Here is a 13,442-nt window from a genome sequence, read left to right on the forward strand (position 1 = left end):
AACCCTCTTCAACAATCAACTCTTTGATATTCAAGGAGTTTTTCGTTCCGATGTCGCTGGAAGTGGGGCGCATTATAAGGGGATCTGAGAGGGCGTCAACCGTTAATTTCATTAAAGTGAAATATCGGGGGGAAAGACCGTGTCAGGGCTGCCAGGTGTTCGCCGAAAGCCTTGCAGCGCCTATCAGACCGAGCGCCGCCCGCGCGGCGCATCGCGGCACAAGGCCGCTCCTACATTTGTTGCAACGTGCCGAACCTGTCAGGCCATGGTTGCCAGCCTTGTTGGCCCGACGCGGTTTCGGCGTGCACCAAGGCAGGCGCCGCCTCACTCCCAGGAACAATTGGCCCGAAACAGATGTAGGAGCGGCCTTGTGCCGCGATGCGCCGCGCGGGCGGCGCTCGATCTCATAGGCGCCAGAGAACCCTCGGCGAACACATCTGAGACACACCACAATCCCAAGGCGACCACCTCGCGCACACTACCCAATCCCAAGACAGGCACCTGCCAGCCCCGACACCTATATAAGCAACTCCAAAAAGCAAAGCGGGGCGACCTCTCGGCCTCCCCGCTTCTTCCTATATCTATATAGAAAGCATCACAACACCCCAGCCCCCCGAAGCCGCTGCACCGCCTCTCCATCCAACCCCAGCACCTCCCCCAGCACCACCTCGGTATGCTCCCCCAGCAACGGCGGCGCCTGCCGATACTCCACCGGCGTCTCCGACAACCGGATCGGGCTGGCCACCTGCGGCACACTGCCCGCCAACGGATGGGGAACATTCACCGCCAGCCCACGGGCCAGCACCTGCGGATCCTGGAACATCTGCGCCAGGTCGTTGATCGGCCCACACGGCACGCCCGCCTTCTCCAGTTCACTCACCCACTCGGCCGTGGTCTTGAACACCGTGGCCTGGCGAATCAGCGGAATCAGCTCGGCGCGATTGGCCACCCGCTGTTTATTGGTGGCAAAGCGTGGGTCATCCGCCCAGTGCGCCTGTCCGGCCACTTCCGCGAACTTGCGGAACTGCCCGTCATTGCCCACGGTAAGAATGAAGTTGCCATCAGCCGTCGGGAAATCCTGGTACGGCACAATGTTCGGGTGCGCATTGCCCAACCGGCGAGGCGCGGTACCGGTTGTGAGGTAGTTCATGGCCTGGTTGGCCAGGCAGGCCACCTGTACATCCAGCAACGCCATGTCGATGTGCTGGCCAATACCAGCCTGATCACGGTGCGCCAGGGCCGCCAGGATCGCCACGGTGGAATACAGCCCGGTGAGGATGTCGGTCAGCGCCACACCAACCTTCATCGGCCCGGCACCCTCCTCCCCCTCCGGGCGACCGGTCAGGCTCATCAGCCCACCCAGCCCCTGGATCATGAAGTCGTAGCCGGCACGCTTGGCATACGGCCCGGTCTGGCCGAAGCCGGTGATCGAGCAGTAGATGAGCTTGGGATTGACCGCCTTCAGGCTCTGATAGTCCAGCCCATAGGCCGCCAGTCCGCCTACCTTGAAGTTCTCGATGACGATATCCGACTTCGCCGCCAGCTCGCGCACCAGGCGCTGGCCTTCCGGCTGGGTGAAGTCTATGGTCACCGAGCGCTTGTTGCGGTTGGCCGACAGGTAGTAGGCCGCCTCGCTGGTGTTCTCGCCCTGGGCGTCGCGCAGGAAAGGCGGCCCCCAGGAACGGGTGTCGTCACCCGCCCCCGGACGCTCGACCTTGATCACATCGGCGCCAAGGTCGGCCAGGATCTGGCCAGACCAAGGGCCGGCCAGCACCCGGGAAAGATCCAGCACCCGCAGATGGGAAAGCGCGCCCATGGCCTGGCTCCTCTATTAATAGAACGCCTGGATGCCGGTCTGCGCACGCCCAAGGATCAGCGCGTGCACGTCATGGGTCCCTTCGTAGGTGTTGACCACCTCGAGGTTGACCAGATGGCGGGCCACGCCGAACTCGTCGGAGATGCCATTGCCGCCCAGCATGTCGCGAGCCAGACGGGCGATGTCCAGGGCCTTGCCGCAGGAGTTGCGCTTCATGATCGAGGTGATCTCGACCGCCGCGGTGCCTTCGTCCTTCATCCGCCCCAGGCGCAGGCAACCTTGCAGGGCCAGGGTGATCTCGGTCTGCATGTCAGCCAGCTTCTTCTGGATCAGCTGGTTGGCGGCCAAGGGGCGGCCGAACTGCTGGCGGTCCAGGGTGTACTGGCGCGCAGTGTGCCAGCAGGCCTCGGCGGCGCCCAGGGCGCCCCAGGAGATGCCATAGCGGGCCGAGTTCAGGCAGGTGAACGGACCTTTGAGGCCACGCACGTCCGGGAAGATGTTCTCTTCCGGCACGAACACGTTGTCCATGACGATCTCGCCGGTGATCGAGGCGCGCAGGCCCACCTTGCCATGGATGGCCGGGGCGCTGAGGCCGTCCCAGCCTTTCTCCAGCACGAAGCCGCGGATATCGCCGGCATCATCCTTGGCCCAGACCACGAACACATCGGCGATCGGGCTGTTGGTGATCCACATCTTGCTGCCGGTCAGGCGATAGCCACCGTCGACCTTGCGGGCGCGGGTGATCATCGAACCCGGGTCGGAACCATGGTTGGGCTCGGTCAGGCCGAAGCAGCCGATCCACTCGCCGCTGGCCAGCTTCGGCAGGTACTTCTGTTTCTGTGCCTCGGTACCAAACTCGTTGATCGGCACCATCACCAGCGACGACTGCACGCTCATCATCGAGCGGTAACCGGAGTCGATGCGTTCCACCTCGCGGGCGATCAGGCCGTAGCACACATAGTTCAGGCCGCTACCGCCGTACTGCTCGGGGATGGTCGCGCCAAGCAGGCCGACTTCACCCATCTCGCGGAAGATCGCCGGGTCTGTCTGCTCGTGGCGGAACGCCTCCAGCACACGGGGTGCCAGCTTGTCCTGGGCGAACTGATAGGCGCTGTCGCGAACCATGCGCTCTTCTTCAGTGAGCTGCTGATCCAGCAGCAGCGGGTCGATCCAGTTGAAGCTTGCCTTGCCAGCCATGTGCGGATTCCTCGAAAGATGGGAACGAATTGTTGTGCTGGATTGATCCTAGGCCTGATCGGCCTGCGGGACAAACGAGGATTGCGCACGGTTTAGTGATATTTTCTCACTTCGTAATCATCGAAATGCCCTGTTCAACGCCCTACAAGTGAGGTTGACGTACATGCGCCGCAAGATCCCCAGCACCACCGCCCTGGTCTGCTTCGAGGCGGCCGCGCGTCACGAGAGCTTCACCAAGGCCGCCCAGGAACTGGCCCTGACCCAGGGCGCCGTCTGTCGGCAGATCGGTGGCCTTGAGGCCTTCCTCAATGTCGAACTGTTCCGCCGCTCGCGCCGGGGCGTGAAACTGACCGAAGCCGGGCTGTCCTACAGCCGCCAGGTGGCTGCGCAGCTGGATGCGGTGGAGCGCGACACGCTTTCGGTGATGCGCCAGCAGGGCGCCAACGTGATCGAACTGGCGGTGGTACCGACCTTCGGCACGCAATGGCTGCTGCCGCGCCTGAAGGACTTCCAGCAGCGCCACCCCGAAGTCACGGTCAACCTGACCAACCGCACCCGCCCCTTTCTGTTCGCCGACACGCCCTTCGACGCCGCCATCTATTTCGGCGACGCCGACTGGTCCGGAACCCAGTCCCACCGACTGATGGGCGAGAACCCCGTGCCGGTGTGCAGCCCCGCGTTGCTGGACGGACAAGCCAGCCTCGACGCCCGGCGCATCGCCGAATTGCCCCTGCTGCAGCAGACCACGCGCCCCTATGCCTGGCGGCAATGGTTCGACGGCCTGGGCATGAGCGTCGAGCGCGACATGACTGGCCCGCGCTACGAACTGTTCTCCATGCTGGCCCAGGCCGCCATGCACGACATGGGCATCGCGCTGATTCCGCCGTTCCTGATCCAGCGCGAGTTGCAGGAAGGTCGATTGCTGGTCGCTAACAGGCATGCCCTGTCCAGCGACAAGGCCTACCATCTGATGATCCCTGAGCGAAAGGTGGAGTCCGCTTCGCTGCGGGCGTTTCGCGACTGGCTGGTGGCGCAGGCACAGCAGTACACCGCCACCAGCTGAGGCCATAAAGCGACAACCTGACTCCGTAGTCAATTATTTTGAACACCTACAGATATATGGATTTGTCGCAAATTCGTAATCTGTTCCGTTTACCGGAAAAACCGTAGCAACCCTAGTGACTGCGCGGGTTTGCGGCTTATTTTGCGACATTCACAATGCCGCGAACGAAAACGGCCGAAATTTTTTCGTTTTTTCCCCTAAGCTGCGAATAGCGCGTACTTGACGGGCTCGATCGGAATCGTTGCGACATACGGTCACAGGGTGACTTGTAGTTTTGAGTTCGTTTCGCTTCAGAACCTGTTGAAGGCCCCTGGGTTCGTCTGCAAAATGCCTCTCCCGCCTCGAACCAGGCGGAGTCGTGCTCTACGGCCGCCCAGCCGCACCACCCGAAGTGCGCTGGTTTCCATAAAGACAATAAAGGTCACCGCAGGAGACATAGTCGTGCACATTGGTGTTCCTCTCGAGACGCAGACGGGTGAGACAAGGGTCGCCGCGACCCCGGAAACCATCAAGAAACTGGTAGGCCAGGGCCATCAGGTCACCGTGCAACGGGGGGCAGGGCTCAAAGCCAGCATTCCCGACAGTGCCTATGAAGCCGTGGGCGCCACCCTGGGTGAAGCCACCGACGCCTTCGGCGCGCAGCTGGTACTCAAGGTGGTCGCGCCCGATGATCAGGAACTGGCGCTGATCAACAGCACCAGCCTGTTGGCGGGCATGCTCAACCCCTTCAACAACGAACTGATCGGCAAGATGGCCGAACGCGGCATCACCGCCTTCGCCCTGGAAGCCGCGCCACGCACCTCGCGGGCCCAGAGCCTCGACGTGCTGTCGTCCCAGGCCAACATCGCCGGCTACAAGGCCGTGCTGCTGGCGGCTCACCACTACCCGCGCTTCATGCCCATGCTGATGACCGCCGCAGGCACGGTGAAAGCCGCCCGCGTGCTGATCCTCGGCGCCGGCGTCGCCGGCCTGCAGGCCATCGCCACGGCCAAACGCCTGGGTGCGGTGATCGAAGCGTCGGACGTGCGTCCGGCGGTGAAGGAGCAGATCGAATCGCTGGGGGCCAAGTTCATCGACGTGCCCTACGAGACCGATGAAGAACGCGAATGCGCCGAAGGCGTCGGCGGCTATGCCCGGCCGATGCCGGCGAGCTGGATGCAGCGTCAGGCCCAGGCCGTGCACGAGCGCGCCAGGCAGGCCGATATCGTCATCACCACTGCGCTGATTCCCGGGCGCAAGGCGCCGACCCTGCTCAGCGCCGAGACCGTGGCGCAGATGAAGCCCGGCTCGGTGGTCATCGACCTTGCCGCGGCCCAGGGCGGCAACTGCCCGCTGACCGTGGCCGATCAGGTCGTCATGCACAACGGCGTGACCCTCGTCGGCCCGACCAACCTGCCGGCCCAGGTCGGCGCCGATGCCTCGGCGCTGTACGCGCGCAACCTGCTGGACTTCATGAAGCTGCTGTTCGACAAGGACGGCAACCTGGTCATCAACCTCGAAGACGACATCGTCGCCGCGTGCCTGATGTGCCGCGACGGCCAAGTCGTGCGCAAGAACGGCTGAGGAGCACGACAATGGAAGACATGCTGATTTCCCACGGCATCTACAACCTGATCATCTTCGTGCTGGCCATCTACGTGGGCTACCACGTGGTGTGGAACGTCACCCCGGCCCTGCACACGCCGCTGATGGCGGTCACCAACGCCATTTCCGCGATCGTCATCGTCGGCGCCATGCTGGCCGCCGCGCTGACCGTCACCCCGGCCGGCAAGGTCATGGGCACCCTGGCCGTGGCGCTTGCCGCGGTCAACGTGTTCGGTGGCTTCCTGGTCACCCGCCGCATGCTGGAAATGTTCAAGAAGAAAACCAAGAGCGAGGGGCAGAAGTAAGCATGAGCATGAATCTGGTAACGCTTCTGTACCTGGTCGCCTCGGTCTGCTTCATCCAGGCGCTCAAGGGACTCTCGCATCCGACTACCTCACGCCGCGGCAACCTGTTCGGCATGATCGGCATGGGTATCGCCATCCTCACCACGGTCGGCCTGATCTACAAGCTTGGCGCAGAGCTTGCGACCGCCGGCATCGGCTACGTCATCGTCGGCCTGCTGGTCGGCGGCAGCGCCGGCTCGATCATGGCCAAGCGCGTCGAGATGACCAAGATGCCCGAGCTGGTCGCCTTCATGCACAGCATGATCGGCCTGGCCGCGGTGTTCATCGCCATCGCTGCCGTGCTCGAGCCGCAATCGCTGGGTATCGTCGCCGCCATCAGCGACCCGATCCCCACCGGCAATCGCCTGGAGCTGTTCCTTGGCGCGGCCATCGGTGCCGTCACCTTCTCGGGCTCGGTGATCGCCTTCGGCAAGCTGTCGGGCAAGTACAAGTTCCGCCTGTTCCAGGGCGCACCGGTACAGTTCGCCGGCCAGCACAAGCTGAACCTGATCCTGGGCCTGGCGACCATCGCCCTGGGGCTGCTGTTCACCTTCACCGGCCACTACAGCGCCTTCACCCTGATGCTGGCCCTGGCCTTCGTCATGGGCGTGCTGATCATCATCCCGATCGGCGGCGCCGACATGCCGGTGGTGGTGTCGATGCTCAACAGCTACTCGGGCTGGGCGGCGGCGGGTATCGGCTTCTCGCTGAACAACTCGATGCTGATCATCGCCGGTTCCCTGGTGGGCTCCAGCGGTGCGATCCTCTCGTACATCATGTGCAAGGCGATGAACCGTTCGTTCTTCAACGTCATCCTCGGCGGCTTCGGCGGCGATACCGATGCCGGCGCCGCGCAGGGTTCAAAGGAGCAGCGCCCGGTGAAGTCCGGCTCGGCCGACGACGCCACCTTCCTGCTGAGCAACGCCGACAGCGTGATCATCGTCCCCGGCTATGGCCTGGCGGTGGCCCGCGCCCAGCACGCGCTCAAGGAACTGACCGAGAAGCTGACCCACAACGGGGTGACCGTGAAGTACGCGATCCACCCGGTGGCGGGGCGCATGCCCGGGCACATGAACGTGCTGCTGGCCGAGGCCGAGGTACCGTACGACCAGGTGTTCGAGATGGAGGACATCAACGCCGAGTTCGGGCAGGCCGACGTGGTGCTGGTGCTGGGCGCCAACGACGTGGTCAACCCGGCGGCGAAGAACGATCCGAAGTCGCCGATCGCCGGCATGCCGATCCTCGAAGCCTTCAAGGCCAAGACCATCATCGTCAACAAACGCTCCATGGCCAGTGGCTATGCGGGTCTGGACAACGAACTGTTCTACCTGGACAAGACCATGATGGTGTTCGGTGACGCCAAGAAAGTCATCGAGGACATGGTCAAGGCGGTGGAGTAATAGCAGGAGCGATGCTTTGTGGGAGCGGGCTTGCCCCGCGATGATGGCTTGAATGCAGCATCGCCATCGCGGGGCAAGCCCGCTCCCACGAAACCGCTGCTGTCGAACAAACCCCGGGAAGTCATTCCCGGGGTTTGTCGTATTTACCTGATCCAGATCAACGGCTCTACTTCCGGCCTTCGCCTACGACCATGGTCGCGGGACGGTTCCGGGTGAAATCTCTAGACTGCGCTTCCAGTAGCTTCAGTAGCCTGAGATAACAATCCATGTACCGTGATCGTATCCGCTTGTCCTCCCTGCACAGCAAGGTTATGAGTGCGGCTGACGCCGCTGGCCTGATCCAGGACGGCATGACCGTCGGCATGAGCGGTTTCACCCGCGCCGGCGAAGCCAAGGCCGTGCCCCACGCACTGGCCGAACGTGCAAAACAGTCGCCGCTGAAGATCAGCCTGATGACCGGCGCCAGCCTGGGCAACGACCTGGACAAGCAACTGACCGAGGCCGGCGTGCTGGCCCGGCGCATGCCGTTCCAGGTCGACAGCACCCTGCGCAAGGCCATCAACGACGGCAAGGTGATGTTCATCGACCAGCACCTGTCGGAAACCGTCGAGCAACTGCGCAATAAACAGCTCACCCTGCCGGACATCGCGGTCATCGAAGCGGTAGCGATCACCGAACAGGGCCACATCGTGCCGACCACCTCGGTCGGCAACTCGGCCAGCTTCGCGATCTTCGCCAAGCAGGTCATCGTCGAGATCAACCTGTCGCACCATGCCAACCTCGAAGGCCTGCACGACATCTACATCCCGACCTACCGCCCGACCCGCACGCCGATCCCGCTGGTGAAGGTCGACGACCGCATCGGCAGCACCGCGATCCCGATCGACCCGGCCAAGATCGTCGGCATCGTCATCAGCGACCAGCCGGACTCGCCGTCCACCGTGCTGCCGCCTGACCACGAGACCCAGGGCATTGCCGACCACCTGATCGCCTTCCTCAAGGGCGAGGTGGACGCCGGGCGCATGAGCAACAACCTCGGCCCGCTGCAGGCCGGCATCGGCAGCATCGCCAACGCGGTGATGTGCGGCCTGATCGAGTCGCCGTTCGAAAACCTGACCATGTACTCCGAAGTGCTGCAGGACTCGACCTTCGACCTGATCGACGCCGGCAAGCTGAGCTTCGCCTCGGGCAGCTCGATCACCCTGTCGAGCCGCCGCAACGCCGACGTGTTCGGCAACCTGGAGCGCTACAAGGACAAGCTGGTGCTGCGTCCGCAGGAGATCTCCAACCACCCTGAAGTGGTGCGTCGCCTGGGGATCATCGGCATCAACACGGCGCTGGAGTTCGACATCTACGGCAACGTCAACTCCACCCACGTCTGCGGCACCAAGATGATGAACGGCATCGGTGGCTCGGGCGACTTCGCCCGCAACGCGCACCTGGCGATCTTCGTCACCAAGTCGATCGCCAAGGGCGGCGCGATTTCCAGCGTGGTGCCGATGGTCAGCCACGTCGACCACACCGAGCACGACGTGGACATCCTGGTGACCGAGGTGGGCCTGGCCGACCTGCGTGGCCTGGCACCGCGCGAGCGCGCCCGGGTGATCATCGACAACTGCGTGCACCCGGACTACCGCGCCGCGCTGAACGATTACTTCGAGCGCGCCTGCCAGCGTGGCGGGCATACCCCGCATATCCTGCGCGAAGCCTTGAGCTGGCATGAGAACCTGGAAGAGACCGGGCGGATGCTGGTCGGTTGATCATCTTCACGGCTTGAAATTGCCGGGGGCGCTTTGCGCCCCTTTTCGCGGCACAAGGCCGCTCCTACAGAAGACCACGATCCCCTGTAGGAGCGGCCTTGTGTCGCGAAAAGGCTGCATGAGATCTACAAGGTCTGCACCAGACCAGGACTCGGCACCTGCAACAGGTACTCGATCAACGCCTCCACCGGTAACGGCCGGCTTACCAGGAACCCCTGCACCTGGTCGCAACCGAACGCCCGCAGCAGCGCCAGCTGCTCCTCGCTCTCCACCCCTTCGGCCACCACCTCCAGGTTGAGGTTGTGCGCCAGGTTGATCATCGCGTGCACCAGCTTGGCGTTCTCCTCGCGCTGCTCCATGCCGCCGACGAAACTGCGATCGACCTTGAGCAGGGTGATCGGCAGGCTGTTCAGGTGCACGAACGACGAGAAGCCGGTCCCGAAGTCATCCAGCGAGAAACGCACCCCCAGGCGCCCCAGGGCGTCCATGGTCTGGCGCACCAGCTCGTTGCGCCGCATCACCGCGGTCTCGGTCAGTTCGAACTCCAGCCAGCGGGCATCGACGCCGTGCTCGACGATCAGCCGGCTCAGGGTGGCCAGCAGCTGGCTGTCCTGGAACTGGCGAAAGCTCAGGTTTACCGCCATGTGCAGCGGCGCCAGGCCGCGCTCGCGCAGGGCCTGCATGTCGCTCAGCGCCCGGGAGATCACCCAGTAGCCCAGCGGCACGATCAACCCGCTCTGCTCGGCCAACGGCACGAATTCGCTCGGCGCGAGCAGGCCGCGCTCGGGATGGTTCCAGCGCACCAGCGCCTCCAGCCCGACGATGCGGCCGTCGGCGAGGTTGAGCCGCGGTTGATAGTGCAGCTCCAGCTCGTCGCGGCGCAGGGCGCGGCGCAGCTCGCTCTCAAGGTCAGCCAGGCTGCGGGCGTTGCGGTTGATGCGCTCGTTGAACACATGGAAGGTGCAGCCCTGGCTGCTCTTGGCCTGGCGCATGGCGATGTGCGCGTGCCACATCAGCGGGTCGGCGCCGGCCTGGGCGCGGGCATGGGCGATCCCCAGGCTGCAACCGAGCAGCAGGCTCTCGCCGTCGATCCAGTAGGGCTCGGTGAGCGCTTCGGTGATGCGCTCGGCCATCCACTCGGCGCGATTGGGGTCGCGCCGGGTGTCGATCAACAGGGCGAACTCGTCGCTGCCCAGGCGTGCCAGCTGGTCGCTCGCTTCCAACTGGTGTTTCAACCGACCGACCACCTGCAGGATCAACCGGTCGCCACCCTGGTGGCCGAGGGCGTCGTTGACGTGGCGGAAGTTGTCCAGATCGAGGTGGCCGAGCGCCAGGCCGCGGCCTTCGTTCTCCGCCAGGCGCGCGGTCAGCAGGGCCTGGAAGCCCTGGCGGTTGGCGATACCGGTCAGCGGATCCTGTTCGGCCAGGCGCTGCAGGGTGGCCACCAGCACGCCGCGCTCGCGCACATGACGCAGCGAGCGACGCAGGGTGTCAGTGGTCAGCTGCGCCAGCACCAGCCAGTCGCTGACGCCCAGCGGCGCGCTGGCCGGCTCCTGCTCCAGCAGCAGGATGGTCGGCAGCTCGCAACGCCCCGGCGCCGGCTGCAGCTCGGGCGTGGCCAGCACCACGGCCTGGCGGTCATTGGCGAACAAGCTGTCCACCGCCGCCCAGTTGGGCGCGGTCAGCAGCACGACGCTACCGTCCATCGGCTGCAGGCACTCGCGCAGGTGCACGGCCCACTCCGGCTCATCAGCCAACAGCAGCAAACGCAGGGGTTCGACAGGCGTGGACAAGCGGGCTCCTTAGACATGGGCGGTGGAACGGCGAGCGCGGGCAATCCTACCCGATTAATTGGAAATGATTTTCACTTTTAGTCGTTGCCCTTCCCTGGCCGCCATCCCGACGCAATCTGACGTGCATCCTGCGCGAAAGTAGCAGATGCGGCAAATCCGATTCGCGCCCTGCATCACAACGTCAGACGGTCGCGCATTAACAGCCCCATGCCTGCTAGAATGCGCGGCTATTTTCTGGTTACCCCCGGTTTCTAGCATGTCCCGACTCAATCCCCGGCAACAGGAAGCCCGAGACTACGTCGGCGGCCCTCTTTTGGTGCTCGCCGGTGCAGGCTCCGGCAAGACCAGCGTGATCACGCGCAAGATTGCCCACCTGATCCAGAACTGCGGCATCCGTGCCCAGTACATCGTGGCGATGACCTTCACCAACAAGGCCGCGCGCGAGATGAAGGAGCGGGTCGGCACCCTGCTGCGCCCGGGGGAAGGCCGGGGCCTGACGGTGTGCACCTTCCACAACCTGGGCCTGAACATCATCCGCAAGGAACACGAGCGCCTGGGCTACAAGCCGGGCTTCTCGATCTTCGACGAATCCGACATCAAGGCGTTGCTGTCGGACATCATGCAGAAGGAATACTCCGGCGACGACGGCATCGACGAGATCAAGAACATGATCGGTGCCTGGAAGAACGACCTGATCCTGCCGCCCGAGGCCCTGGAAAAGGCACGCAACCCGCGCGAGCAGACCGCGGCCATCGTCTACACCCACTACCAGCGCACGCTCAAGGCGTTCAACGCGGTGGACTTCGATGACCTGATCCTGCAGCCGGTCAAGCTGTTCCAGGAACACCCCGACGTGCTCGAACGCTGGCAGAACCGCGTACGCTACCTGCTGGTGGACGAATACCAGGACACCAACGCCAGCCAATACCTGCTGGTGAAGATGCTGATCGGCATGCGCAACCAGTTCACCGTGGTCGGCGACGATGACCAGTCGATCTACGCCTGGCGCGGCGCCCGCCCCGAGAACCTGATGCTGCTCAAGGAGGACTACCCCTCCCTGAAGATCGTCATGCTCGAGCAGAACTACCGCTCCACCAGCCGCATCCTGCGCTGCGCCAACGTGCTGATCGCCAACAACCCCCATGCCTTCGAGAAGGAACTGTGGAGCGAGATGGGCGTGGGCGACGAGATCCGCGTGATCCGCTGCAAGAACGAGGAAGCCGAGGCCGAGCGCGTGGCCATGGAAATCCTCACCCTGCACCTGCGCACCAACCGCCCGTACAGCGACTTCGCCATCCTCTACCGGGGCAACTACCAGGCCAAGCTGATCGAACTGAAGCTGCAGCACCACCAGGTGCCGTACCGCCTCTCCGGCGGCAACAGCTTCTTCGGCCGCCAGGAGGTCAAGGACCTGATGGCCTACCTGCGCCTGCTGGTGAATCCGGACGACGACAACGCCTACCTGCGGGTGATCAACGTGCCGCGCCGTGAGATCGGCTCGACCACCCTCGAGAAGCTCGGTAACTATTCCACCGAGCGCGGCATCTCGATGTACGCCGCCAGCGAGGAGCTGGGCCTGGGCGAGCACCTGGATGCCCGCTACACCGAGCGCCTGCAGCGCTTCAAGCACTGGCTCGACGGGGTGCGCCACAAGGTCGCCCTGGAAGATCCGATCGCCGCGCTGCACGAGATGATCCGCGACATCGACTACGAGAACTGGATCCGCCAGCAGACCGCCAGCGACAAGGCCGCGGAGTTCCGCATCAGCAACGTCTGGTTCCTGGTCGAAGCGCTGAAGAACACCCTCGAGAAGGATGAAGAGGGTGACATGACCATCGAGGATGCCATCGGCAAGCTGGTGCTGCGCGACATGCTCGAGCGCCAGCAGGAAGAGGAAGAGAACGCCGAAGGCGTGCAGATGATGACCCTGCACGCCTCCAAGGGCCTGGAGTTCCCCTACGTGTTCATCATGGGCATGGAGGAGGAGATTCTTCCCCACCGCTCGAGCATCGAAGCCGACACCATCGAAGAGGAACGCCGCCTGGCCTACGTGGGCATCACCCGCGCGCGCCAGACCCTGGCCTTCACCTTCGCCGCCAAGCGCAAGCAGTACGGCGAAATCATCGACTGCACCCCGAGCCGGTTCCTCGACGAACTGCCGCCGGATGACCTGGCCTGGGAAGGCCTGGACGATGCGCCCGTGGAAGTGAAAGCCGCGCGCGGCAACAACGCCCTGGCCGATATCCGGGCGATGCTCAAACGCTGATCAACCATTACTCTTAAACTTTGCCGCTTCTTGCGGCCACGGTGGCTTGTATGGCCGATTTGTGAGCTCAAATTCGAGTGCCAGGGTTCGGCACACAAGGCGCCGCGACGAGTCGTAGCCCAGCTACGGCGAGGAGCGGCAACGCAGTGTGACGAAGTCTGGCGCCGAAGTTGGGCTTACAAATCGGCCATACAGGCCACTATCTACATCGAGGAAAAA

General features: G+C 63.9%; 9 protein-coding genes. 6 read left to right on the forward strand and 3 right to left on the reverse strand.

Annotated features, from left to right (window positions below; genetic code table 11):
- Positions 1-595: 595 nt before the first annotated feature.
- On the reverse strand, positions 596-1,816 hold the full coding sequence (locus NMG10_RS14220; RefSeq protein WP_203649453.1) for a CaiB/BaiF CoA-transferase family protein: 1,221 nt from the start codon (positions 1,814-1,816) through the stop codon (positions 596-598).
- Between the two features lie 15 nt (positions 1,817-1,831).
- Complete coding sequence (locus NMG10_RS14225) at positions 1,832-3,013, reverse strand: acyl-CoA dehydrogenase (protein WP_028689912.1); 1,182 nt, start codon at positions 3,011-3,013, stop codon at positions 1,832-1,834.
- Positions 3,014-3,176: 163 nt separating this feature from the next.
- Here NMG10_RS14225 and NMG10_RS14230 point away from each other — a divergent pair, with 163 nt between their 5' ends.
- From NMG10_RS14230 to NMG10_RS14250, 5 genes are all read left to right on the forward strand, one after another.
- Positions 3,177-4,076: a LysR family transcriptional regulator gene (locus tag NMG10_RS14230; RefSeq protein ID WP_203649451.1), complete on the forward strand. Its 900-nt coding sequence runs from the start codon at positions 3,177-3,179 to the stop codon at positions 4,074-4,076.
- Between the two features lie 441 nt (positions 4,077-4,517).
- The gene (locus NMG10_RS14235) at positions 4,518-5,639 is read left to right on the forward strand and encodes a Re/Si-specific NAD(P)(+) transhydrogenase subunit alpha (RefSeq protein ID WP_232855386.1); all 1,122 of its coding nucleotides are present in this window, start codon (positions 4,518-4,520) and stop codon (positions 5,637-5,639) included.
- 11 nt (positions 5,640-5,650) lie between these two features.
- The gene (locus NMG10_RS14240; RefSeq protein ID WP_232855387.1) at positions 5,651-5,965 is read left to right on the forward strand and encodes an NAD(P) transhydrogenase subunit alpha; all 315 of its coding nucleotides are present in this window, start codon (positions 5,651-5,653) and stop codon (positions 5,963-5,965) included.
- A gap of 2 nt (positions 5,966-5,967) precedes the next feature.
- Complete coding sequence (locus tag NMG10_RS14245; RefSeq protein WP_254464583.1) at positions 5,968-7,404, forward strand: NAD(P)(+) transhydrogenase (Re/Si-specific) subunit beta; 1,437 nt, start codon at positions 5,968-5,970, stop codon at positions 7,402-7,404.
- 266 nt (positions 7,405-7,670) lie between these two features.
- On the forward strand, positions 7,671-9,164 hold the full coding sequence (locus NMG10_RS14250) for an acetyl-CoA hydrolase/transferase family protein (protein WP_050707507.1): 1,494 nt from the start codon (positions 7,671-7,673) through the stop codon (positions 9,162-9,164).
- Positions 9,165-9,289: 125 nt separating this feature from the next.
- Here NMG10_RS14250 and NMG10_RS14255 read toward each other — a convergent pair whose 3' ends face one another.
- Positions 9,290-10,957 (reverse strand): bifunctional diguanylate cyclase/phosphodiesterase, encoded by a 1,668-nt coding sequence (locus NMG10_RS14255; RefSeq protein WP_232855388.1) that lies wholly within the window; start codon positions 10,955-10,957, stop codon positions 9,290-9,292.
- Between the two features lie 256 nt (positions 10,958-11,213).
- Here NMG10_RS14255 and rep point away from each other — a divergent pair, with 256 nt between their 5' ends.
- The gene (gene rep, locus NMG10_RS14260) at positions 11,214-13,223 is read left to right on the forward strand and encodes a DNA helicase Rep (protein ID WP_050707509.1); all 2,010 of its coding nucleotides are present in this window, start codon (positions 11,214-11,216) and stop codon (positions 13,221-13,223) included.
- Positions 13,224-13,442: the final 219 nt, after the last annotated feature.

This window comes from Pseudomonas sp. DVZ6, from assembly GCF_024259445.1.
GTDB classification, from domain to species: domain Bacteria; phylum Pseudomonadota; class Gammaproteobacteria; order Pseudomonadales; family Pseudomonadaceae; genus Aquipseudomonas; species Aquipseudomonas peradeniyensis.